At 72.9% G+C, this 23,827-nt stretch carries 19 protein-coding genes and 1 pseudogene; 10 read left to right on the forward strand and 10 right to left on the reverse strand.

The genetic code is table 11. The features are described from left to right. Positions 1-233: 233 nt before the first annotated feature. Positions 234-1,781 carry a leucyl aminopeptidase gene (locus HUV60_RS24965; protein ID WP_257849444.1) on the reverse strand — a complete coding sequence of 516 codons (1,548 nt, stop codon included), beginning with the start codon at positions 1,779-1,781 and terminating at the stop codon, positions 234-236. Positions 1,782-2,030: 249 nt separating this feature from the next. Between HUV60_RS24965 and HUV60_RS24970 the strand changes: the two genes are divergently transcribed. Beyond that, positions 2,031-2,879, forward strand: coding sequence for an endo alpha-1,4 polygalactosaminidase (locus HUV60_RS24970; RefSeq protein WP_257849445.1), 849 nt, complete (start codon positions 2,031-2,033; stop codon positions 2,877-2,879). A gap of 39 nt (positions 2,880-2,918) precedes the next feature. Here HUV60_RS24970 and HUV60_RS24975 read toward each other — a convergent pair whose 3' ends face one another. Next, positions 2,919-3,710: an adenosylcobinamide-GDP ribazoletransferase gene (locus HUV60_RS24975; RefSeq protein WP_257849446.1), complete on the reverse strand. Its 792-nt coding sequence runs from the start codon at positions 3,708-3,710 to the stop codon at positions 2,919-2,921. A 60-nt stretch (positions 3,711-3,770) separates the two neighbouring features. Between HUV60_RS24975 and HUV60_RS24980 the strand changes: the two genes are divergently transcribed. Next, entirely contained in the window at positions 3,771-4,535 is a 765-nt protein-coding gene (locus HUV60_RS24980) for a hypothetical protein (RefSeq protein WP_257849447.1), read from the forward strand. Between the two features lie 403 nt (positions 4,536-4,938). Here HUV60_RS24980 and cobT read toward each other — a convergent pair whose 3' ends face one another. Beyond that, positions 4,939-6,075: a nicotinate-nucleotide--dimethylbenzimidazole phosphoribosyltransferase gene (cobT, locus tag HUV60_RS24985; RefSeq protein WP_257849448.1), complete on the reverse strand. Its 1,137-nt coding sequence runs from the start codon at positions 6,073-6,075 to the stop codon at positions 4,939-4,941. Positions 6,076-6,349: 274 nt separating this feature from the next. On the opposite strand from cobT, the gene HUV60_RS24990 reads away from it, so the two are divergent. Further along, positions 6,350-7,486, forward strand: a complete 1,137-nt coding sequence (locus tag HUV60_RS24990) for a class I SAM-dependent methyltransferase (RefSeq protein WP_257849449.1) — start codon at positions 6,350-6,352, stop codon at positions 7,484-7,486. Positions 7,487-7,525: 39 nt separating this feature from the next. On the opposite strand, the gene HUV60_RS24995 is transcribed toward HUV60_RS24990, so the two are convergent. Beyond that, entirely contained in the window at positions 7,526-8,725 is a 1,200-nt protein-coding gene (locus HUV60_RS24995) for a bifunctional adenosylcobinamide kinase/adenosylcobinamide-phosphate guanylyltransferase (protein ID WP_257849450.1), read from the reverse strand. Between the two features lie 389 nt (positions 8,726-9,114). Here HUV60_RS24995 and HUV60_RS25000 point away from each other — a divergent pair, with 389 nt between their 5' ends. After that, positions 9,115-9,327 (forward strand): hypothetical protein, encoded by a 213-nt coding sequence (locus HUV60_RS25000; protein WP_257849451.1) that lies wholly within the window; start codon positions 9,115-9,117, stop codon positions 9,325-9,327. A 43-nt stretch (positions 9,328-9,370) separates the two neighbouring features. Here the strand turns inward: HUV60_RS25000 and HUV60_RS25005 are convergent, their stop codons facing one another. After that, complete coding sequence (locus tag HUV60_RS25005) at positions 9,371-10,090, reverse strand: class I SAM-dependent methyltransferase (protein WP_257850242.1); 720 nt, start codon at positions 10,088-10,090, stop codon at positions 9,371-9,373. Positions 10,091-10,218: 128 nt separating this feature from the next. After that, positions 10,219-10,900 (reverse strand): annotated as a pseudogene (locus tag HUV60_RS25010) (DUF3043 domain-containing protein). Positions 10,901-11,111: 211 nt separating this feature from the next. Here HUV60_RS25010 and HUV60_RS25015 point away from each other — a divergent pair. From HUV60_RS25015 to HUV60_RS25035, 5 genes are all read left to right on the forward strand, one after another. Continuing rightward, a complete protein-coding gene (locus HUV60_RS25015) occupies positions 11,112-11,909 on the forward strand; it encodes a PspA/IM30 family protein (protein ID WP_269441234.1) in 798 nt (265 codons plus the stop codon). 69 nt (positions 11,910-11,978) lie between these two features. Beyond that, positions 11,979-12,266: a PspA-associated protein PspAA gene (gene pspAA / locus HUV60_RS25020; protein WP_257849452.1), complete on the forward strand. Its 288-nt coding sequence runs from the start codon at positions 11,979-11,981 to the stop codon at positions 12,264-12,266. A gap of 73 nt (positions 12,267-12,339) precedes the next feature. After that, positions 12,340-13,587, forward strand: coding sequence for a sensor histidine kinase (locus HUV60_RS25025; RefSeq protein ID WP_257849453.1), 1,248 nt, complete (start codon positions 12,340-12,342; stop codon positions 13,585-13,587). A gap of 52 nt (positions 13,588-13,639) precedes the next feature. Continuing rightward, complete coding sequence (locus HUV60_RS25030; RefSeq protein ID WP_257849454.1) at positions 13,640-14,326, forward strand: response regulator; 687 nt, start codon at positions 13,640-13,642, stop codon at positions 14,324-14,326. Positions 14,327-14,533: 207 nt separating this feature from the next. Continuing rightward, entirely contained in the window at positions 14,534-17,650 is a 3,117-nt protein-coding gene (locus HUV60_RS25035) for an efflux RND transporter permease subunit (protein WP_257849455.1), read from the forward strand. Between the two features lie 284 nt (positions 17,651-17,934). Here HUV60_RS25035 and HUV60_RS33640 read toward each other — a convergent pair whose 3' ends face one another. The 3 genes from HUV60_RS33640 to nadA form a co-directional block, all read right to left on the reverse strand. Beyond that, positions 17,935-18,723, reverse strand: a complete 789-nt coding sequence (locus HUV60_RS33640; RefSeq protein ID WP_331462054.1) for a group II intron maturase-specific domain-containing protein — start codon at positions 18,721-18,723, stop codon at positions 17,935-17,937. Further along, positions 18,623-19,378, reverse strand: a complete 756-nt coding sequence (locus HUV60_RS33645; RefSeq protein WP_331462019.1) for a reverse transcriptase domain-containing protein — start codon at positions 19,376-19,378, stop codon at positions 18,623-18,625. The genes HUV60_RS33640 and HUV60_RS33645 overlap by 101 nt, the downstream gene beginning before the upstream one ends. Positions 19,379-19,672: 294 nt before the next feature. Continuing rightward, positions 19,673-20,857 carry a quinolinate synthase NadA gene (nadA, locus tag HUV60_RS25045; protein WP_257849456.1) on the reverse strand — a complete coding sequence of 395 codons (1,185 nt, stop codon included), beginning with the start codon at positions 20,855-20,857 and terminating at the stop codon, positions 19,673-19,675. A 327-nt stretch (positions 20,858-21,184) separates the two neighbouring features. Here nadA and HUV60_RS25050 point away from each other — a divergent pair, with 327 nt between their 5' ends. Further along, on the forward strand, positions 21,185-21,541 hold the full coding sequence (locus tag HUV60_RS25050; protein WP_042173429.1) for a HesB/IscA family protein: 357 nt from the start codon (positions 21,185-21,187) through the stop codon (positions 21,539-21,541). A 113-nt stretch (positions 21,542-21,654) separates the two neighbouring features. On the opposite strand, the gene HUV60_RS25055 is transcribed toward HUV60_RS25050, so the two are convergent. Then, complete coding sequence (locus HUV60_RS25055; protein WP_257850244.1) at positions 21,655-23,238, reverse strand: hypothetical protein; 1,584 nt, start codon at positions 23,236-23,238, stop codon at positions 21,655-21,657. Positions 23,239-23,827: the final 589 nt, after the last annotated feature.

Raw genomic sequence — 23,827 nt, forward strand, 5'->3', positions numbered from 1 at the left:
CTCGCACTTGTCGGCGCGGAACGAGACGCGGGGCAGCGGTGTGAGACGTCCCACGTTCGAACGCCCGCCCGTCGCGGACGAGGTGAGCACGCGCGACGCCCGGCACGACACGCGTCAAAGGCGCCGGGCCGGCCGGACGCGCGCCGGGCGGACCCGCGCGCGCGGCGGCGGGGCCCCGTCCCGCTCGTGCACGGGGCCCCGCCGGCGAACGGACCGGCGACGGACCGGCCGGCTCAGCCCAGTTCGCCGGCCGCCGTCTGCTCCGCGAGGCGGACCAGCGTCCGTACCGCCGAGCCCGTACCGCCCTTGGGCGTGTATCCGAAGGGGCCGCCCTCGTTGAAGGCCGGTCCCGCGATGTCGAGGTGGGCCCAGGTGATGCCCTCGCCGACGAACTCGCGCAGGAAGAGACCGGCGACGAGTCCGCCGCCCATCCGCTCGCCCATGTTCGCGATGTCGGCGACGGCCGAGTCCATCCCCTTGCGCAGGTGCTCCGGCAGCGGCATCGGCCAGGCGGGCTCGCCGGCCTCCTCGGCGGCCTCCAGCACCGCGGCGCGGAAGGCGTCGTCGTTCGCCATGACGCCGAAGGTGCGGTTGCCCAGCGCCAGGACCATCGCGCCGGTCAGCGTCGCGACGTCCACGATCGCGTCGGGCTTGTCCTCCGAGGCGGCCCACAGCGCGTCCGCGAGAACCAGACGGCCCTCGGCGTCGGTGTTGAGCACCTCGACGGTCTTGCCGCTGTACATGCGCAGCACGTCGCCCGGGCGGGTGGCGGAACCCGACGGCATGTTCTCGGCCAGCGCCAGCCAGCCGGTGACGTTGACCGCGAGGCCGAGGCGGGCGGCGGCGACGACCGCCGCGAACACGGCGGCGGCACCGCTCATGTCGCACTTCATCGTCTCGTTGTGCCCGGCCGGCTTCAGCGAGATGCCGCCCGAGTCGTACGTGATGCCCTTGCCGACGAAGGCGAGGTGCTTCTTCGCCTTCGCGGAGGTGTACGACAGCTTCACCAGCCGCGGACCCGACGCCGAGCCGGCGCCCACGCCGAGGATGCCGCCGTGGCCGCCCTTGGCCAGCGCCTTCTCGTCGAGCACCTGCACCTTGACGCCGTGCTCCTTGGCCGCGGCCTGGGCGACGGCGGCGAAGGCCTCGGGGTCGAGGTCGTTGGGCGGGGTGTTGACCAGGTCGCGGGCCCGGTTGAGTTCCTCGGCCACCGCGGTGGCACGCGCGACGGCGGTCTTGAACGCCTTGTCGCGGGACGGCACGCCGGCCAGCACGGCCTCGGCGAGCGGCGCCTTGCGGGTCTTCTTCCTGTCCTTGCCGCCGCTGTCGGCGGCGTTCTTGTAGACGTCGAAGGAGTACGCGCCGAGCAGCGCGCCCTCGGCGACCGCGCCGGCGTCGGCGGCGTCCGTCATCGGGAGGGCGAAGACGGCCTTCTTGGAACCGGACAGGGCGCGGGCGGCCACGCCGGCCGCCCGGCGCAGCGCCTCGGTGTCGGGGGCGGCGTCCTTCTCGGGCTGGGTGCCCAGGCCCACCGCGACCACGAGCGGCGTCTTGAAGCCGGTCGGCGCGGGGAGCTTCGTCACCTCACCCTCGGCGCCGGACGCGCCGAGGGTCTCCAGGACGCCGGCGAGCCTGCCGTCGTAGGCCTTGTCCACGGCTTCGGCGCCCGGTACGACGACCGGGCCCCCGGCCGCGGACGCAGTGCCCTTGGCGACACCGATCACGATCGCGTCGGCCCGCAGGCCGGGCAACGCGGCGGTGCTGAGAGTGAGAGCAGTCACGGTGGTGAATTCTCGCTTCCGATGTGAAGTTGCTGTGGCCGAAAGGTGTGGGTCGACCGGGCCCGGCGCCGACCTCAACGGCACCTGACGGTACGGTCTCGGCGGGGCCTTCCCCGGTACGGCGACACTTCGGACGAGACTACGCGCGTCTGTGTGGCCACCCCCTCACGCGGGTCTTCACCAATCGGTGATGTGGCGGCGGGGCCCAGGAGACGCCCCCCCCGGGACACGACCTCCGAGACGAGACCCATGAGACGACACGCAGGACTGCCTGGCGCGCCCTTCGCTCTCCCCCTCACTCTCGCTCTGGGCGCGCTGCTGCTCGCGGGCTGCACCGTATCCGGATCCCCCTCCGGCTCCGGTGCGGACGAGGGCTCCGGGGGGACCGGGGGCCCCGGTCCCCGCTGGCAGCCGGGTCCCGGTACCGACTGGCAGTGGCAGCTCAGCGGGCGCCTCGACACCTCGGTCGACGTACCGGTCTACGACATCGACGGGTTCGACCATTCCGGGGACACGGTCGCGCGGCTGCACCGCGACGGCCGGAAGGTCATCTGCTACCTGTCCACGGGCGCCCGGGAGGACTTCCGCCCCGACGCCGGGGACTTCCCCGACGAGGTGATCGGCCGCGGCAACGGCTGGGAGGGAGAGCGCTGGCTCGACATCCGGCGTACGGACATCCTGGAACCGATCATGGCCGAGCGGTTCGACATGTGCCGTGACAAGGGCTTCGACGCGGTGGAGCCGGACAACATGGACGGCTACCGCAACCGCACCGGGTTCCCGCTCACCGCCGCCGACCAGCTCCGCTACAACCGCCTGATCGCCCGGCTCGCCCACGAACGCGGCCTGGCCGTCGGCCTGAAGAACGACCTGGACCAGATCCCGCAGCTGGTCGGCGACTACGATTTCGCGGTCAACGAGCAGTGCGCCCAGTACGGCGAGTGCGCGCGGCTCACCCCGTTCGTCGAGGCGGGCAAGGCCGTCTTCCACGCCGAGTACGAACTGCCCACCGACCGCTTCTGCGCCGACTCCCGGCGGCTGAAGCTGAGTTCCCTGCTGAAGAAGTACGAACTGGGGGTCTGGAGACAGGCCTGCTGAGGCCGGCACCGGGCACGCCGGGTGTCCGGCGAGGACCGCTCAGCCCAGCGCCGCGACGACGAGGACGGTCGTCGCCGCGCTCTCCGTCAGCGCGCCGAACACGTCGCCGGTGACCCCGCCGAAGCGGCGGACGCAGTGCCGCAGGAGGAGTTCAGCGGCTGCGGCCGACAGCAGCACCGCGAGGACGGTACGGACGACGCCGTCCGTGCCGAGGAGAGCGCCCCCGGCCGCCGTCGTGCCGGTCACGGCGAGCGCGACGGCCGCCGCCCCCGGCCGCGGCACGACCCCGGCGACCGCGGCGCCCAGCCCTTCCGGACGGGCGGGCGGCACCCCGGCCCGGGCGGCGAGGGTGAGAGCGAGGCGGGCCGCGACCGCCGCGACCGCGGCGGCGAGCGCACCCCGGGTCCAGGAGTCGCCGTACGCCCGGGCCAGCGCGGCCACCTGGGCCAGCAGCACGAGAACGAGGGTGAGCACGCCGAACGGGCCGATGTCCGACTGCTTCATGATTCGCAGCGCGTCCTCGGCCGGCTTGCCGCTGCCGAGCCCGTCCGCGACATCGGCCAGCCCGTCGAGGTGCAGCCCCCGCGTGAGCACGGCGGGTACGGCGACGGTGGCGACGGCGGCGAGGAGCGCGCCCGCGCCGAGAAGCAGCAGCAGGAGTCCGACGGCGGCGGCCGCGGCGCCCACCACCAGCCCGGCGAGCGGGGCGCACAGCATGCCGCCGCGCGCGGCCGGGCGGTCCCAGCGGATCACCCGGACCGGGAGCACGGTCAGGGTGCCGAAGGCGAAGCGGAGGCCGTCGGACAGCGAGGCCGGGAAGGGGGCGGGCACCGGCGCAGGTTACCCGGTGGTCAGCAGGGCACCCCGGGCAGCCGTGGATAAAGTGCGCCCATGGGGCATTGGTTGCAGCGGAACTTCGTCGAGCCGGGTAAGCTGCCGCTGCTCCTCGCCCTCACCGCCTTCGTCCTCACCTTCGTGATCACCCGGGTCGTCACCCGGCTGATCCGGGCCGGCAAGGGTCCCTTCGGCAACGTGAAGGCGGGCGGTCTGCACATCCACCACGTCGTGCCCGGCGTGATCCTCACCGTCGGCGGCGGCTTCGGCGCGGTGGCGGGCGGTCGGCACGGCTTCGGGCCGGCGCTCAGCGCGGTCGTCTTCGGTATCGGCGCCGGTCTCGTCCTGGACGAGTTCGCGCTGATCCTGCACCTCGACGACGTCTACTGGACCGAGGCGGGCCGGCAGAGCGTCGAGGTGGTCGTCCTCACCGCCGCGATGGTCGGGCTGGTGCTGTTCGGGTTCTCGCCGTTCGGCGTCGACGACCTGAGCGAGGACGAACTCCAGAACCGCGCGGGCGTCGCCCTGAACGTCGCGGTCAACTTCCTCTTCTCGCTCATCGCCCTGAGCAAGGGCAAGACGAGGATCGCCGTGCTCGGCGTGATCGTGCCCCTCGTCGCCGTGATCGGCGCGCTGCGCCTGGCCCGCCCCGGCTCGCCCTGGGCGAGACGCTTCTACCGGCACAGGCATCGCGCCCGCGCCCGCGCCGTCCTCCGCGCCTACCACCACGACCTCCGCTGGTCGGGACCCCGCCGCACCCTCCAGGACTGGATCGGCGGCACACCCGACCCGGACCCGCCCCGACCGCTCGAACGCGGCTGACGGGACGGAGACTCGCTCCGGAGTGCGGCGCCCCGGCCGGCAGAGGGGGCGGGCTGTCCGGGACGTGGCCCCGGTGGAAGGTCTTCCGGTCGCCCCGCGGTCGCGGCCGGCCGTGCCCCTTCCGGGCTCGCGCCCCGCTGCGTCGGACGCGGGGAGGCAGCGGGACGTTGCTCCGGGGCGGTCGCTCGGGGGCTTGGGGACGGCTACTCGGGCTTCGAAGCCGGGGCCGGCTCCGGCTGCCCGTCGGCCACCGGCTGCTGTGAGGCCGCCGGCGTTCCCGGGGTCTTTGGCGCCTCGGGCGACTCTGCTGCTCAATTCGGGGGATGGTCACGCACCGCATCCGAGAGGGGCCGGACCGCCTCCTCGCGAGGCCCGTTCCACGCGCCCCGTCGACAGGTCGGCGTCACTCTCCGCAATTGAGCAACAGAGTCTCGGGCCGGTCCGCTTCGGTCGGGCGGTCCGAGGGCGCCGGCGCCTTCGGGATCTCCGACTCCTCGGGGCGTTCCGGAAGCTCCGCGGCCAGGGCGGCCGCGGCCTGGACCAGAGGGAGGGCCAGGAGGCCGCCCGTGGCCTCGCCCACGGTGACGCCGTGGGCGAGGAGCGGTTCCATCGCCATCCGGTCCAGCGCCTTCGCCTGGCCCGGCTCGCCGCTGTCGTGCGAGGCCAGCCACCAGTCCGGCGCCCGGAACGCGATCCGCTGTGCCACCAGCGCGCACGACGCCGTCACGACCCCGTCGAGTACGACCGGCATCTTCCGCACCGCGGCCTGCAGCAGGAAGCCCGTCATCGCGGTGAGGTCGGCTCCGCCCACCGTCGCCAGCAGCCGCAGCTGGTCACCGAGCACCGGCCGGGCCCGCCGCAGCGCGTCACGGATCGTCGCGCACTTGCGCATCCAGGCCAGGTCGTCGATCGCCACGCCGCCGCGCCCGGTGACCACGGACGCGTCCGTCCCGCACAGCGCGCCCACCAGCACGCCCGCCGCCGTGGTCCCGCCCACGCTCACATCACCGAGCACCACCAGATCCGTACCGGAGTCGGCCTCCTCGTCGGCCACGGCGACCCCGGCCCGGAACGCCGCCTCGGCCTCCTCCGGCGTCAGCGCGTCCTCGACGTCGATCCGTCCGCTGCCGCGCCGCACCCGGTGCCGTACGACGTCCTCGGGCAGGGCGTCCGGATCGCAGTCCAGGGCCATGTCGACCACCCGCACCGGCACCCCGAGCCGCCGGGCCAGCACGGACACCGGTCGGCCGCCCTCCAGCACCTCGCGCACCAACTCCCCGGCGCTGCCCGCGGGCCGCGCCGAGACACCCAGCCGGGCGACCCCGTGATCTCCGGCGAAAAGGACGACCCGCGGCCGTTCGACCGGCCGCACCGGCACCGCGGACTGCGCGGCCGCCAGCCACTCACCCAGCGCGTCGAGGCGGCCCAGCGACCCGGGCGGCACGACCTGGCGCTCGCGGCGAGCCTCCGCGTCACGGCGTACCCCGCCGTCCGGACGCTCGATCAGATCCGTGAAGTCGTCGAGATTCAGCGCGCTCATTCGCCGAACAGTACCGGCCCGGATCGAACACGCCGGAGCCCCGGGGCCCGTCGTCGGCATCATCCGGGCCGCGCCGTCGGCATTCCGTCCGCCGGACGGCGCCACCCCGGCGTCATTGCACCCGGGAGAGCCATCCGATCCGTAACGTTTTACGAGGGAATGTCGTCACCGAACTCCACACCTGCCCGCCCGCACCCCTCCCCGCACCCCTCCCCGCACCCCTCCCCGCACCCCTCCCCGCACCCCTCCCCGCCCCACTCACCCGGAGCCGCCCATGTCCGTGCCCGACGCCCCCGACGCCCCCGACGCGCCCGCCGCCCCGTCGCCGGCCGCCCCCGGCGCCCCGGTCGTCCCCGCACAGCAGGCCGCCTCCGTACGGGTGCACGAGCCGCGCCGCGCGGACTGTCCCTGGTGCGGCTCGGCCCGGCTGCGCAACCGGCTGCGCACCGGCGACCTGCGGCGGCACCGGCCGGGCCGGTTCACCGTCGACGCGTGCCGGGACTGCGGACACACCTTCCAGAACCCCCGCCTCACCGCCGAGGGCCTGGCCTTCCACCGGCGGGCGCTGCGCGGGGCCCCCCGGGACGCCGTCACCGACGCGGTTCTCGCGCTGCGCGACGCCCCGCGCCGCCGCCGGGCCACGGCCCGCGCGATGCTGCGCTTCGGTGAACCGGAGAGCTGGCTGGACGTCGGCACCGGACACGCCCGCTTCCCGGACACCGCACGGGAGTTCTTCCCGTACACCGCCTTCGACGGCACCGACCTCACCGCGCGCGTCGAACGTGCCCGCGTCCTCGGCCGCGTGGAGGAGGCCCACATCGGCGCGCTGACGGACCCGAAGGTGCGGGCCCGGGTGGCGGCCCGCTACGACGTCGTCAGCCTGCTGCACCACCTCGAACACACCACCGACCCGCGGGCCGAACTCCACGCCGCCCTGGAAGCCCTGCGCCCCGGCGGCCATCTGCTCGTCGAGACCCTGGACCCCGGCAGCGCGTTCGCCGCCCTGTTCGGCAGCCGGTGGCTGTCCTACGACCAGCCCCGGCGGCTGCATCTGCTGCCGCCGCACAACCTCCGGGCCGAACTGGAGTCGCTCGGCTGCACGATCGTCACCACCCGGTCCCGGCCCACCGGAGCCGGAGCCAGGCACCGCCCCGTGTACGTTCCGTACGACCTGGCCGGTGCCACCGCGCTGGCCCTCTCCCACGCCCTGCCCGCCCCGGACGCCCCCTGGCGTGCGATCCCGCCGACCCCGTTCCAGCAGCGCGTGCGCGCCGTACTGCTGCGTGCGGGCGCCCCGTTGGTCGCCGTCGTGGCACTGACGGACCTGACGCTGGCTCCCGTCCTGCGGCGCACCCCGTTCGCCAACGCGTACCGGATCATCGCGCGCAAGCCGGCGAACCGGCCGGACTGACCCCGCCCCCGGCCCCGTTCGGGCCCCGGCCCTCGTGGCTCACCCACGGAGCACCAGTGCCTGGCCCGCCACCACCAGCAGCACCTGTTCGCATTCCTGCGCGAACATCGCGTTCAGCCGCCCGAGCTCGTCCCGGTACCGGCGGCCGGACGCGGTGGCGGGGACGATGCCCGAGCCCACCTCGTTGGACACGGCGACCACGGTCCGCCGGGTCGCGCGCACCGTGTCCGTCAGCTCACGCACCCGTTCCCTGAGCGCCCGTTCCCCGCCGTCGGCCCACTCCGCGTCGTCCCACGCCCCGACGGAGTCCATGGCGTCCGTCAGCCACAGCGACAGACAGTCCACCAGCAGCGGCGGCCCGTCGCCCCCCAACAGGGGCACCAGGTCGCAGGTCTCCACGGTCCGCCACGACCCCGGCCGCCGCTCCCGATGAGCCGACACCCGGGCCGCCCACTCGGTGTCCCCGTTGCGGGACCCGCCGGTCGCCACGTACAGCACCTGGGGAAGGGACTCCAGCCGGCGCTCGGCCTCCACCGACTTGCCGGACCGCGCCCCGCCCAGGACCAGCGTCCGGCGCGGCAGGTCGGGCACGTCCTCGTAGGCGCCCACCTCCAGCGTGGTCCCGTCCGGCACGGCGCGCGCCCCGGCCGCCGCGAGCCGGCGCCGCTCCTCCGCACCCGGCGGCACGTCGTGGTCGAGGTGCACGGCGATCACGTCCGTCGTCGGCCCGACCGCGCCCACCGCCCGCAGCCGCGCCAGCGCGTCCGGACGCCCCACGACGTCCAGCAGCACCATGGCGTACGTCCCGGCCGGCTCCTCCAGCCCGGCCGGCGCGGTCCCCGGCGGCAGATAGAGCAGCCGCCGCCCGTCCGGACCCGTCACGGCGTAGCCGGTGCCCGGCGCGTCCAGCGCCACCGCCCGCACCCGGTGACCCGTCAGCAGTGCCAGCTCCCGCCCGTCCGGCACCCGGCCCGGCTGCGGCAGCCCGGCGGGAACCTCGACCGCGGGGCCGTCGTGCGGATGGGAGAGCAGTACCTGGCGCACACCGCCCAGTGAACGCCCCGCGCGGGCGGCCGCGAACGCCACGCCCGGCGTCAGGTCGAGCAGCAACGAGCCGTCCACGAGCAGCGAGGTCGCCGCGCGCGCGTACGGACCGGCGGCCGACGCGCAGGCGGCGCAGGGACAGGCGGGGCGGGGCAGGCCCGCGGGGGCACCGGTGCCGAGCAGAGTGAGTTCCACGGATCCGATTTTCTCCCCTCCCCCCGCCTCCTGCGCGCCCGGCCGGGCCTCGGGGCCTCCCGTTCGGGCCGGGCCCGCGGACCCCGGCACCGCACCTCGCCGTGTTGCCGTCGGTCCCCGGGGCTCCTTCCCCGAGCTCTCGGCTTCCCCCCACCTCCGACTTCGCTCGAGCGGGGCCCCCATGAGCAGGGGAGACCCCGGCCGGCTCACTCCTCCGCCCTGCGACGCACGGCACCGGGCCCCACTCCCTGATCCGGCCTGATCCGAACGAAAGGCCCTGTTCCCGATGATCCACCGGATCATCCGCCGGACAGGCTCTAGTCTCTGGTCAGGGCCGGACCGTGATCCGGCTCCTGTTGTGCAGGTGCTCATACCCACGGGAGGCGTACATGGCGGCATGGACGTGGCGGTTCGAGAAGGCGGACGGGACGCAGGTCGGGCCCGTGGTGACGCCGGAGGACTTCACCACGCAGGGGGACGCCGAGTCCTGGATCGGAGAGAACTGGAAGGCGCTGGTGGAGGGCGGCGCCGACCAGGTACGGCTGCTTGAGGACGACACGGAGATCTACGGGCCGATGAGCCTCCACGCGGACGAGACGTGAGCGTTCGGGCGGGGGCTCACGCCCTCGCCCGTCCCGCGTCCGCTCAGTCCCGCACGCCGCACAGGTGGAACAGCGACGCCACCCCGCGGTAGGGGTCCGTCCGGCCGGCCCGCTCCTCGACCGCGAGGAGCGCCGCCAGGTCGTCGGGACAGCCGGGAGTGTGCGCGACCCGCGCTCCGTCCACCGCCGTGTCCGTGAAGACCCGTACGCCGTACCAGGTGTGCAGTGGCGCACCGAGCCCCGCGAGGGTTGCCGTCAGGTCCGTCAGCCGGTCGGCCCGCACCTCGAGCCCTGAGCCGTCCCTGTGGCGCGCCGAGTCGAACGCGGCCAGCGCCCCGGCCCAGTCGCCGCGCAGGCCGGACCGCATCGCCGGTGCGTCGCCGTTGCGCACCAAGAGCGACAGCAGGCCGCCGGGAGCGAGCATCCGGGCCAGCCCCGCCACCAGCGGGTCCGGCTCCGCCACGTACATCAGCACGCCGTGGCAGAGCACCACGTCGAAGCTGCCCGGCAGGAAGTGTACCCCGGTGTCGCGGCCGTCACTCTCGATGACCCGCACCCGCTCGCGGATGCCCTCGGGTTCCCCGGCGAGCACCGCGCGTGCGGCGGCGATCATCTCCGTGTCCCGCTCCAGACCGGTCACCTGGTGGCCGACCCGTGCCAGGCGCAGCGCCTGCGTGCCCCGGCCCATGCCGACATCCAGCACGCGCAGCCGTCGCCCGACCGGGAACCGCCCCGCTATCTGTTCGTCGAGCTGCCGGGCCACCAGCTCCTGCTGCACGACCTCCCGCAGGTTCCCGGGCGGCCCGGCCGTCCCACCCGCCTTCGGCGCGGAGTGCGGGGCCTGCGCGGGCACGGCTACAGGTGCCGTGCCGTCGGCGAACGGCGTGGTGCTCAGGGCCGTTCCCCGCGCTTGACCTGGGGCTTGGGCAGGCGCAGCCGGCGCATCTGCAGCGAGCGCATCAGCGCGTAGGCGACGGCGCCGCGGCGATTGTCGCCGGGGAAGCGCTCGGCCAGCCGCTTCTTCAGCCGGAAACCGGTCACGACGGAGTCGAGCACGATCATCACGATCACGACGAGCCACAGCAGCAGCGCCACGTTCTGCAGCTGGGGCACCTGGATCATGCTCAGCACCAGGATGATCACCGCCATCGGCAGGAAGTACTCCGCGATGTTGAACCGTGAGTCGACGTAGTCGCGCGCGAACCGGCGCACCGGCCCCTTGTCGCGGGCAGGCAGGTAGCGCTCGTCGCCGCTGGCCAGCGCCTGGCGCTGGCGCTCCATCGCGGCCCGGCGCTCGTCACGCTGCCGCTTGGCGGCCTCCTTGCGCGTCATCGACGTATTGGCCACGCTGCGCCGCTGGGTCTGGGCCTGGCTGCGCTTGGGCGTGGGGCGGCCCTTCGGGGCCTCCGGGTGGCGGGTCTGAGTGGAGTCGGTCACCGTCGCCTTGTCGGCGTGGGCCTTCTCTTCCTTGGCACGGCTACGGAACACAAAACCCAAGGGTACGGGGTGTACGGGGTTGGACCCCACTCCCGGGGGGGAACGATCCGGCAACACCACGCGTCTGTAGAAGCACAAGAGGGGCGTTGTGTGCGACTTGGGGTGCGTTGTCCGCAGGCACCCCGGGGAACACCTACTCCCTGCGCTGGACCGGAAGGAGACGCAGTCGTCCTTGGGGAGGAGCGCATCCGCTCCCGGACAGTGCGGTAATGGATGCAGGGCCCGTACTGTGGGTTCTGTCGCAGAGATGTGAGCCGGAGTCCGTCAGAAGGGGGCGCGCGAAGCCCATGAGCGGTGTCATGAAGCGTATGGGGATGATCTTCCGCGCGAAGGCGAACAAGGCCCTGGACCGGGCCGAAGATCCGCGCGAGACCCTCGATTACTCGTACCAGAAACAGCTGGAGCTGCTCCAGAAGGTCCGCCGGGGTGTCGCCGACGTGGCGACCAGCCGCAAGCGCCTGGAGCTCCAGCTCAATCAGCTGCAGTCCCAGTCCTCCAAGCTGGAGGACCAGGGCCGTAAGGCGCTGGCGCTGGGCCGTGAGGACCTCGCCCGCGAGGCCCTCTCCCGCCGCGCCGCCCTCCAACAGCAGGTGACGGACCTGGAGACACAGCACGCGACCCTCCAGGGCGAGGAGGAGAAGCTCACCCTCGCTTCCCAGCGGCTCCAGGCCAAGGTCGACGCCTTCCGTACGAGGAAGGAGACCATCAAGGCCACGTACACGGCGGCGCAGGCGCAGACCCGGATCGGCGAGGCCTTCTCCGGCATCTCCGAGGAGATGGGCGACGTCGGGCTGGCGATCCAGCGGGCCGAGGACAAGACCGCCCAGCTCCAGGCGCGGGCCGGCGCCCTCGACGAGCTGCTCGCCTCCGGCGCCCTCGACGACCAGTCCGGCATGCGCAAGGACGACATCCAGGCCGAGCTGGACCGGCTCTCCGGTGGTACGGATGTGGAGCTGGAACTGCAGCGCATGAAGGCCGAGCTGGCGGGCGGCTCCTCCACCGAGAAGCAGGCCATCGAGGGCGGCAGCGAGCAGCCCCGGTCGCAGCAGCAGCCGCAGGACACCCCGAGGTTCGACAAGCAGTGACCGCCGCACGGGACACCGACCCGTGCCGATGACGAGCGAGGCCCCCGCGCGGGTGCCCAGGAGGCCGACATGATCGTACGGATCATGGGGGAGGGGCAGGTGGCTCTGGCCGAGAGCCACCTCGCCGAGCTGGACACACTGGACGAGGAACTCCTCGCCGAGATGGAGGGCGGCGACGGCCTCGGCTTCCGCCGCACCCTCACCGCCCTGCTGAACAGGGTCCACGAGCTCGGCGAGCCGCTGCCGGACGACGCGCTGGAACCATCCGACCTCATCCTCCCCTCCCCGGACGCGACCATCGAGGAGGTCCGGGAGCTGCTCGGCGACGACGGCGACGGCCTGATCCCGGGCACATGAGCCCCCGGCCCGCAGGGCCGCCCGCCTCCGTACGTTCCCCGCACGCCCCCGCGAGGCCGTACGGTGAACGGCTGTGAGCACCTTCCAGCGGGCCCGGCGGCGGCTGCGCGCGCACCCCTTCGCCCTGGACACGGCCCTGGCCGCGGGCGTCCTGACGTGCATGCTGGCCGGCTCCCTCGTGGACCCGCACGGCCCTGACGGCGTCACCTGGACGCTGCATGCCCCGGATCTGCTCAGTCTGGTCCTCATGGTGCTCGCCGCCGCCGCGCTCCCCTTCCGGCGCCGCGCGCCCCGCGCGGTCCTCGGCTTCACCGGCGGTGCCTCCCTGGTGGAGTCCGTCACCGGGGACCCCCGTGCCCCGGTCGCGATGTGCGTGGTCGTCGCGCTCTACACCGTCGCCTCCACCACCGACCGCCCCACCACCTGGCGGGCCGGCCTGCTCACCATGACCGTCCTCACCGGCGCCGCCATGATCGCAGGCCCGCTGCCCTGGTACGCCCAGGAGAACCTGGGGATCTTCGCCTGGACCGGCATCGGCGCCACCGCAGGGGACGCCGTCCGCAGCCGCCGCGCCTTCGTCCAGGCCATCAGGGAACGTGCCGAGCGGGCCGAACGCACCCGCGAGGAGGAGGCCCGCCGCCGCGTCGCCGAGGAACGCCTGCGCATCGCCCGCGACCTGCACGACGTCGTCGCCCACCACATCGCGCTGGTCAACGTCCAGGCCGGGGTCGCCGCCCACGTCATGGACAAGCGGCCCGACCAGGCCAAGGAGGCCCTCGCCCACGTACGCGAGGCCAGCCGCTCGGCGCTCGGCGAACTGCGCGCCACCGTCGGCCTGCTGCGCCAGTCCGGCGACCCCGAGGCGCCCACCGAGCCCGCCCCCGGCCTGGACCGCCTCGACGAACTCACCGGCACCTTCCGCAGCGCCGGCCTGCGCGTCCTGGTCGCCCGTGAGGACCGGCGCCCGGACCACGCCCCCGCGCTGCCCGCCGCCGTCGACCTGGCCGCCTACCGGGTCGTCCAGGAGGCTCTCACCAACGTCCAGAAACACGCCGGCACCGAGGCGAAGGCGGAGGTCAGCGTCGTCCGGGTGGGCCCGCACCTCGAGGTCACCGTCCTGGACGACGGCACAGGCGCGGTCCGGCACGAGGCTCCCGCCGCCAACGGCGACGGAGGCGGCCACGGCCTGCTCGGGATGCGGGAACGCGTCACCGCCCTGCGCGGCACCCTCACCACCGGCCCCCGCTACGGCGGCGGCTTCCGCGTCCATGCGATCCTGCCCGTCGAGCCCCGCACGTCCGCGGTCCAGGACGGTTCGTGACCCGCCCACAGCCCGGGACGGCGGCCCGTGACCAGCACTCCTGGGGGAACCCGTGACCATCCGCGTCCTGCTCGCCGACGACCAGGCCCTGCTGCGCAGCGCCTTCCGCGTGCTCGTCGACTCCGAGCCGGACATGGAGGTGGTGGGCGAGGCGTCCGACGGTGCCGAGGCGGTCCGCCTGGCCCGCGCACAGCGCGCGGACATCGTCCTGATGGACATCCGGATGCCCGGCACCGACGGTCTCGCGGCCACCCGCCTGATCAGCGCGGACCCCGAACTCGACGGGGTCCGCGTGGTGATCCTGACGACCTTCGAGGTCGACGACTACGTGGTGCAGTCGCTGCGGGCCGGTGCCTCCGGCTTCCTCGGCAAGGGCTCCGAACCCGGCGAACTGCTGAGCGCCATCCGGATCGCCGCCGAGGGCGACGCGCTGCTGTCCCCGGCCGCCACCAAGGGCCTGATCGCCCGTTTCCTCGCCCAGGAGGGCACGGCCGACGGCGCCGGCCGCGACCCGGCCCGCGCGCAGCGGCTCGACTCGCTGACCATGCGGGAGCGCGAAGTGCTGGTCCAGGTGGCCGGCGGCCACTCCAACGACGAGATCGCCCGGCGCCTGGAGGTCAGCCCGCTGACCGTCAAGACACACGTCAACCGGGCCATGGCCAAGCTCGGCGCCCGCGACCGGGCCCAGTTGGTCGTGACCGCCTACGAGTCCGGCCTGGTCCGCCCGAGGACGGACTGAACGCGACCGCGTGTACTGCGGGGGGAGTAGCCGGCGCCCGAAGGAACGGGACCTCGGGCCTACGGATCGACCCTCCCGATGCACCACTGTGTAGAGCGCGCACCCGGCTCGGCCCGGCCGTGCCCCCGCCCGTGACCGTGCGTCAGACGGTGCCGGTGACCGCTTCCGACCGCTCACAGACGCTCACAGAAGAGAGATCCGTAACCCATGTCCTGGCTGGCCAGATTCAGCCTCGCGCAACGCGCGCTGATCGGTCTCATGTCGATCGTCGCGCTCGTGTTCGGGGCGATCGCGATACCTCAGCTCAAGCAACAGCTGCTGCCCACCATCGAACTGCCCATGGTCTCCGTGATCGCCCCCTACCAGGGCGCGTCCCCGGACGTGGTGGAGAAGCAGGTCGTCGAGCCCATCGAGAACAACCTGGAGGCCGTCGACGGCATCTCCGGTGTCACCTCGACGGCCAGCGAGGGCAACGCCGTGATCATGGCGTCCTTCGACTTCGGCAACGAGACCGAACAGCTCGTCGCCGACGTCCAGCAGGCCGTCAACCGGGCCCGCGTCCTGCTTCCCGACGCCGTGGACCCGCAGGTCGTCGCCGGCAGCACCGACGACATCCCGACCCTGGTCCTCGCCGTCACCTCCGACGAGGACCAGCAGGCCCTCGCCGACCGGCTCGACCGGACCGTGGTCACCGAACTCGAGGGCATCGACGGCGTCGGCCAGGTCACCGTGGACGGCGTCCGGGACCTCCAGGTCACCGTCACCCCCGACGACGCCGAGCTCGCCGACGCCGGTCTCACGGCGCAGGCGCTCACCCAGGCCCTCCAGGCGGGCGGCGCGACCGTCCCGGCCGGCTCCTTCGACGAGGACGGCGCCAACCGCACCGTCCAGGTCGGCGGCGGCTACACCTCGCTCGAGCAGATCGAGGACCTGATGGTCACCGGACAGCCCGGTGAGGGCAAGCCGGTCCGCCTCGGCTCCGTGGCCGAGGTCGAGCAGCAGGAGGCCAGGGCCGACTCCCTCACCCGCACCAACGGCGAGCCCAGCCTCGCCGTGGTCGTCACCATGGACCACGACGGCAGCGCCGTCGCGATCTCGGACGCCGTCGCGGAGAAGCTGCCCGACCTGAGCGAATCCCTCGGCTCGGGCGCCGAACTCACGGTCGTCAGCGACCAGGGCCCGGCCGTCGCCAAGGCCATCGAGGGCCTGACCACCGAGGGCACCCTCGGTCTGGTCTTCGCGGTCCTGGTGATCCTGGTCTTCCTCGCCTCGATCCGCTCGACCCTCGTCACCGCGGTGTCCATCCCGCTGTCCGTCGTGCTCGCGCTGATCGTGCTGTGGACGCGCGACCTGTCGCTGAACATGCTGACCCTCGGCGCGCTGACCATCGCGGTCGGCCGGGTCGTGGACGACTCCATCGTCGTCCTGGAGAACATCAAGCGGCACCTCGGCTACGGCGAGGAGCGCCGTGAGGCGATCCTGGGCGCCGTCCGCGAGGTGGCCGGCGCGGTGACGTCCGCGACGTTCACCACCGTCGCCGTCTTCCTGCCGATCGGCCTGGTCGGCGGCATGGTGGGCGAGCTGTTCGGCTCCTTCAGCATCACCGTCACGGCGGCGTTGCTCGCCTCCCTGCTGGTGTCGCTGACGGTCGTCCCCGTCCTGTCGTACTGGTTCCTGCGTCCCCCGAAGGGCACCCCCGAGGACGCCGAGGAAGCCCGCAGGCTGGCCGAGGAGAAGGAGGCGAAGAGCCGCCTCCAGAAGTTCTACGTCTCCGTCCTGCGCTTCGCCACCCGGCGCAGGCCGGCCAGCATCGCCATCGCGGTCGTCGTCCTGATCGGCACGTTCGGCATGACCCCGCTGCTCAAGACCAACTTCTTCGACCAGGGCGAGCAGCAGGTCCTCACGGTCCGTCAGGAGCTGGAGCCCGGCACCAGCCTCGAGGCGACCGACGCGCAGGCCAGGAAGGTCGAGAAGCTGCTCGGCGACACCGAGGGCGTCAGGGACCACCAGGTCACCATCGGCTCGTCCGGCTTCATGGCGGCCTTCGGCGGCGGCACGGACACCAACCAGGCCAGTTACCAGGTGATGCTGGAGGACTCCGCGTCCTCCGAGGACGTGCAGGAGCGCCTCGAGAAGGGCCTCGCCGGACTCGACGGCATCGGCACCACCACCATCGCGGGCGGCGACGGATTCGCCAGCCAGGACCTGAGCGTCGTCGTCAAGGCGGCCGACGCGCAGGTGCTGCGCAAGGCGGCCGACCAGGTACGGGAGGCCGTGGCCTCGCTGGACGACGTCGCGGACGTCACCAGCGATCTGTCGCAGAGCGTCCCGCGGATCTCCGTGGAGGCCGACTCCCGTGCCGCCGCGGCCGGATTCAACAGCCAGACGCTCGGCGCGGCCGTCGCCCAGGCGATCCGGGGCACCCCCGCCGCCAAGGTGGTCCTCGACGACACCGAGCGCGACGTCGTCATCCGCTCGGCCGAACCGGCCACCACCCTGGCCGAACTGAAGAAGCTGCGCCTGGGCCCGGTGGAGCTGGGCGACATCGCCACCGTCGAGCTGAAGGACGGCCCGGTGTCCATGACCCGGATCGACGGCCAGCGCTCCGCCACCGTCACCGCCCGCCCGACCGGTGACAACACCGGCGCGGTCAGCGCCGAGCTCCAGACGAAGATCGACGCGCTCACCCTCCCGGCGGGCGCGACGGCCGAGATCGGCGGCGTGTCCGAGGACCAGGACGAGGCGTTCGCCAACCTGGGCCTGGCGATGCTCGCGGCGATCGCGATCATCTTCATGCTGCTCGTCGGCACCTTCCGGTCGCTCGCCCAGCCGCTGATCCTGCTGGTGTCCATCCCTTTCGCGGCGACGGGCGCGATCGGCCTGCTGATCGTCACGGGCACCCCGATGGGCGTCCCGGCGATGATCGGCATGCTGATGCTGACCGGCATCGTGGTCACCAACGCGATCGTGCTGATCGACCTGATCAACCAGTACCGCGCCCAGGGGCACGGCGTCGTCGAGGCCGTGATCGAGGGCGGCCGGCACCGGCTGCGCCCGATCCTCATGACGGCCCTGGCGACGATCTTCGCCCTGCTCCCGATGGCGCTCGGCGTCACCGGTGAGGGCGGCTTCATCGCCCAGCCGCTGGCCGTGGTGGTGATCGGCGGTCTGATCACGTCGACGCTGCTGACCCTGCTCCTGGTGCCGACGCTCTACGCGATGCTGGAGCTCCGCAAGGAGCGGCGCGCGAAGAAGCGGGCGGAGAAGAAGGGCGCGACTGCGCAGCCGGAGGCTTCGGAGGAACCGGAGCCGGCCCAGGTCTGACGTCCGCCCGTAGGACGAAGGGGCGCCCCGTGGAGTCATCACGGGGCGCCCCTTCGCGCCGTCCCGGCGTTGTCAGGGCTGCTTCCCGTCTTCACCGGCGTTCCCCGGCTCGGACTGCCCTCAGCTCCACCGTCCCGCTGCGACGGCCCGGCGGTGGGGTAGGGGTCGGACCGGGGCGCGGTACTGGCCTTGTGACCAGCCCGTTTCCCCGGCCCGCCCTCCGCACCGGACATGCGACTCTCACCGCATCCGGCGCTCCACGGACTCCCGCTGGGCCGCACGGCTCACGCCGTCGCGGTCTTCGCCCACGGTGTCGGGATGCTGTATCCGCGCCGGCGATAGCGGGTCACCTTCACCCGCTGCGGGACGAACAGCGTGATCCCGTCCTCCTCGGGCCGCCAACCGGGTTCACCGGCCAGACAGCGGCGCCGCAGAGTCCTCCAGTCGATCCCGGGATGTTGTTTCCTCAGCCACAGGGTCACTCGACGCCAAGTGAAGTCGTCGAGAGAGTGGAATGTGGCCGCGGAGGACCCGAACCGGAAGTAGTAACACCATCCCCTCACCGCCGAGTTGAGCTGGCGGAGCAGGTCGGCGAGGGTGCGTTGACCTCTCTTGTCAGTCACCGCCCGAACCTTGCCCGTGATGGAGGCCAGCGCCTTCTTCGACGGGTAGGTGCAGACGTAGTGCTCGCTGGTGCCCTTCTTGCGCCTCCGCTGGATGCGGAAGCCGAGAAAGTCCAGGCCCTCGTCAATGTGACAGACACGGGTCTTGGTCTCGGACAGACGAAGCCCCAGCGGGGCAAGTACGGCCGTGACCTCCTCCCACAGCGCGTCCGCGTGAGCTCGGGCGCCGCACACCATGATCGGAAAATCGTCCGCGTAGCGGACGATCCGGTATGTGGCGCCTCCGCGTCGACGGTGTGCTGTCCGCCTGCCGCCACTGCCGCGAGCGTCCCACTTGGCGCAGAAGTGTTCATCCAGTGCCGAGAGAGCGATGTTCGCCAACAGCGGCGAGGCGATGCCGCCTTGGGGTGTGCCGGTGTTCGTGTCCCTGGTCTCGCCGTCGGCGGACATGATGCCCGCCTTCAGGAACGCCTTGACCAGGGCCAGAACCCGCTTGTCTCCGACTTGTCCGCACATTCCGCTCAAGAAGAGCGGAATGTGCGATGTTGTCGAAGCACGCTTCGATGTCCGCGTCCAGCACCCAGTGGTAGCCCTTGGTGCCGAGGTGATGGACCTCAGCGATCGCGTCGTGGGCCCGTCGTTCGGGGCGAAAGCCGTAGCTGACCGGCTTGAAGGACGCCTCGAAGATCGGTTCCAGGACCAGCACGAGTGAGGCTTGCACGAGCCTGTCCATCGCGGTGGGGATCCCCGGTCTCCTGAGCTTTCCCCCGCTGCCCCGCTTGGGGATCATGCGCTCCCGCACCGGCAGAGGAGTGAACGTGCGGGCCTTCAACTGCTCCCGCGCGTTCTTCAGGAAGGCCACAGTGTCGGCGTCGTCGGCGATGAAGGCCGGGATGGCCCGGTCCACGCCGGCGGTGCGCGCCCCCTTGTTGCCCCTCACCCTCTCCCACGCAACCGTGAGGAAGTCGGGGTGATGGACGAGGTTGTAGAGATCATCGAACCTGCGGCCGGGATCATCGACCGCCCATTGGTGCAGCTTGGTCTGCATCCGTCGTACCCGCAGCCGGGCCCCATCGGGGTCGGGCCACAGCTCACCGGTGTTCACCAGCGTCTCCGTCCCTTGCAGCTCCTCAACTACGTGAATCCGCTGGGCTGCTTCGCCATGCGGACGGCTTTCCCGTCCCCGGACCACTACCAGCCCTCCGCCCCACCCCGGGCCGTCGGCGGACGTCGCGCCTTCCCGCCCACCGCGCTTGGAGAGCGCACTGAGACGAGAGCTTCGGGGTGGTTCCCACAGAAAGGCCCCGAAGGTTCCGGGCAGGGGCCCGGTATGGGGGTCCTGCGGGAAACCTTCGGGGCCTTCGCGTGGGGGAGTCCTCCGCGACGAGGAACGGCCCGGCTACGGCAGCGCGAGCATCCGCTCCAGGGCCAGCCTGGCGAACTGCTCGGTCTCCCGGTCCACCTCGATGCGGTTGACCAGGTTGCCCTCCGCCAGCGACTCCAGGGCCCACACCAGGTGGGGGAGGTCGATGCGGTTCATCGTGGAGCAGAAGCAGACCGTCCTGTCCAGGAAGACGATCTCCTTGCCCTCGGGAGCGAAACGGTTCGCCAGCCGGCGCACCAGGTTCAGCTCCGTGCCGATCGCCCACTTGGAACCGGCCGGGGCGGCCTCCAGCTTCTTGATGATGTACTCGGTCGACCCGACGTGGTCCGCCGCGGCCACGACCTCGTGCCGGCACTCGGGGTGCACCAGGACGTTGACACCCAAAACGCGCTCGCGCACGTCGTTGACCGAGTCCAGGCTGAAGCGGCCGTGCACCGAGCAGTGGCCCCGCCACAGGATCATCTTCGCGGTGCGCAGCTCGTCCGCCGTCAGCCCGCCGTTCGGCTTGTGCGGGTTGTAGACGACGCAGTCCTCCAGGGACATCCCCAGGTCCCGTACGGCGGTGTTGCGGCCGAGGTGCTGGTCGGGGAGGAAGAGGACCTGCTCGCCCTGCTCGAAAGCCCAGTCGAGGGCGCGCTTCGCGTTGGAGGAGGTGCAGATGGTGCCGCCGTGCCTGCCGGTGAAGGCCTTGATGTCGGCGGAGGAGTTCATGTACGAGACGGGCACGACCCGGTCGGATATCCCGGCCTCGGTCAGCACGTCCCAGCACTCCGCGACCTGCTCGGCGGTGGCCATGTCCGCCATGGAGCAGCCGGCCGCAAGGTCCGGCAGGACCACCTTCTGGTCGTCGCCGGTGAGGATGTCGGCGGACTCGGCCATGAAGTGCACACCGCAGAACACGATGTACTCGGCCTGCGGGCGCGCGGCGGCGTCCCTGGCCAGCTTGAACGAGTCGCCCGTGACGTCGGCGAACTGGATGACCTCGTCGCGCTGGTAGTGGTGGCCGAGCACGAAGACCTTGTCCCCGAGCTTCTCCTTGGCGGCGCGGGCGCGTGCCACCAGGTCCGGGTCGGACGGCGAGGGGAGGTCACCCGGACACTCCACGCCGCGCTCGCTCCTCGGGTCGGCCTCCCGGCCGAGGAGCAACAGGGCGAGGGGCGTCGGCTGTACGTCGAGCTCCTGGGTCTGGGCGGTGGTCACGACACGCACCCTTTCTGTTCTGCGGTCGGCCGGGCCGGTGAGGGCCGGACCGGCGGGACAAGCGGGACACCGGTTCGACTTTTCGTCGAATTGACACTATCTATCATAACCGGCTCGCGTCGGTTTGACGACGGCCATAGCGTCCATGTGACATGAATCCCGGCAGTGGCCCGTCCATTCCCCGCCCGGAGCGTTTTCCGCTTGCCGGGCCGTGTGCGAGCATGAAGACGGAGCCGAGAGAACGCGTTCCCGGCCCGGAATGAATCCGCGGCCCCGTCGGTTGCAACCGTCGGCAAGCAGTCTCCGTACAACCCGGGAGAGATGTAGATGTCCGTATCGGACGAGACCACCACCGCCACCGACGGCATCATCGTGACCGAAGCCGCCGCGGCCAAGGTCAAGGCGCTGCTCGACCAGGAAGGCCGTGACGACCTCGCCCTGCGCGTCGCCGTCCAGCCCGGCGGCTGCTCCGGCCTGCGCTACCAGCTCTTCTTCGACGAGCGTTCCCTCGACGGCGACGTGGAGAAGGACTTCGACGGTGTCAAGGTCGTCACCGACCGGATGAGCGCCCCGTACCTGGGCGGTGCCACCATCGACTTCGTCGACACCATCGAGAAGCAGGGCTTCACCATCGACAACCCGAACGCCACGGGCTCCTGCGCCTGCGGCGACTCCTTCAGCTGAGCGGTCCCCGACTCCGCTTCGGGACCCGCACCCGGGCGGCACAGCGCGTCGGCACCACGAAGGCGGCGGTCCCGTCCGGACGGGACCGCCGCCTTCGGGCCTTCAGCCCTTCGTCACCCCTCCGAAGGAGGCGCGGGCAGCCGCGCGCCGTCCTTGCGCAGCGGCACCGGCTCACCGTCGGCGTCCACCACCTCACGGGCCCCCAGCGGCGCGTCGAGCCGCACCGTCTGCTGGTACTGCTTGGCGATCAGGATGCAGACCTTGTCCGGCCAGGGCGTCTCGGTCACGGTGACCGTGACCCGGCCGCCGCTCTCGCCCGCCGCCGCCTCGTAGTCGGCGCACACTCCGCCGGTGAAGGTCACCGTCAGCTCGTCGCCCTCGGCGGTGTAGCCCTTGACGGCCACCTCGCGCGCCGTCGGCGACGAGGTCGGCCGGTCGCCGTCCCCCAGCTTTTCCGGTTCCGTGCTCGGCTCCCCGGACCGCGCCCGCGGGGCGAGGTACTCCGGCTCGACCGCCGGATACGTCACCGTGCCGCCGTCCTGCGTGTCCGTGGGCCGCACCTCGAACAGCCAGGACGGCACGAGCGCCTGCTGCCCGTCCACCGCGTGTGCGGCCAGCCCGAACACCGCCCTCTCGACGACGACCGTGTCCTTGGCGGGCAGGGTCGGTGCCGTGACGCACGGCTCCTGCCGGTCACCGTCCTCCAGCGGTACGGGAGTGGCACAGCCGCCGATCTCCGCGCGCCCGCCGGCGCCGGGTGCCGTGTTCAGCAGTTCCAGCGCCTCCTCGGCGTCCACCACGGGGTACGAGTCCGCCTTCACCGGTGTCGACAGCCGGCCGCTGCCGCCGACCACCTCACCGCCGGCGCCGACGACCACTCCGGTCGTCCAGCCGTACGTCGGCATCCCGCCGACCTCCGGCTCCGCGTTCACCACCCGCTTGACGCCCATGACCTGGCCGGCGTCGAGTTTCGCGTCGTCCTGGCCCAGCGCCTTCAGCACGGGCGCGGCGGCCTTCTTCGCGGCCTCCTCGCTCACCGCGGGCATGTCGCCGGCCGACGGGGCCCGGCAGGCCTCGTCCTTGCCCGTACAGGCGTCGGGGCCCGGCGTGTACCGGCTGAACGTCCAGGTGCCGGGGGCGCCGCGTTCCACCCGCAGCGTGGGCCCGCTGCCGTCCTTGCCGCCGATCCGCCAGGCCTCGCCCTCCGTCACCGGTTTCCCGCCGACCCCGAGCGCCTTCGCGAGACCGGTCACCTGTGCCTCGGTGATCTCCCCCCGGGCGCGGTACACCGGCGCCGCGTCGGGGCCCTCGGGGAGGGGGCCGTCGGCGCGGTAGGCGGCGCCGTACGGGTTGGGCTCACCCGGTGCGATGCCGTGCGTGCCGCCCTCGGTGTAGGCGTCGAGGGTGAGCGGCGGGGGAGTGCCGTCCCCGTTCACCCCCGGACTCGTACCGCCGCCCGGCCCGCCGGAGGCGCTGGCGGCGAGATACGCCCCGCCGCCCCCGACCAGCAGCACCGCCGCGGCCACCGCCGCCACCAGCCCCGGAGACCGCCACCGCCCGGCTCCGTGCCCGTCACCGCCGCCGTGTACGTCGGCGTGGGCCGCGTCGCCGCCGTGGCCCACGGCGGTACGTCCCTCGTCGGCGTCCGGCACCGGACCGTCGCCGGCGGCCCCCCGCGCGGGTGAGGCCCCGGCCATGCCGGTCTCCCGCCCCCCGGCCGCCGCCCCTCCGGCCGCGGACGCATCGGGCCCGGGGCCCCCGGTGGCCGCGGATCCGGTCTCCGGTTCTTCGGCCGCCGTAGCCCTGCCACTCTCCCGAGGGGCATCCTGCACGGACTTGCTCCCGGCGGCCCGGTCCGCGTCGCCGTCCGCCTCCGCGGCGTCGGCCCGTGCGCCTTTGGCGGCCGGAGTCCCGGCCTCCGGGCTCTCGGCTTCGCCGTGGTGCGCCCCCTCGGGCCTGCTCTTCGGTGCCCGGTTCCCGGCTTCGTCGGTCTGTGCGGTATCGCTCGCGGCGGCTGCGGGATCCGGCGTCGGGGCCTCGGGGCCGTCGGCCCACGGTGCCTCGGGCGCGGTCGCGTCCGTGCCTTCCGAGGCCGGCGGCTCGTGGGCGTCGGCACGTACGGAACCGGACTCTCCGGCCCGGGTTCCGGGAACGTCCGCCCGCGGTGCCCCGGATTCCACACCGGATGCGCCCGCGCCCACAGGTTCCGGCGCGGACGCCGCGCCCGCGCCGGCGGACGAGGAGTCGGCCTGCGCGCCCCCGGCGGGCGGGCCTCCGGGCATGGAG

It is taken from the genome of Streptomyces sp. KMM 9044 (assembly GCF_024701375.2).
GTDB lineage: Bacteria > Actinomycetota > Actinomycetes > Streptomycetales > Streptomycetaceae > Streptomyces.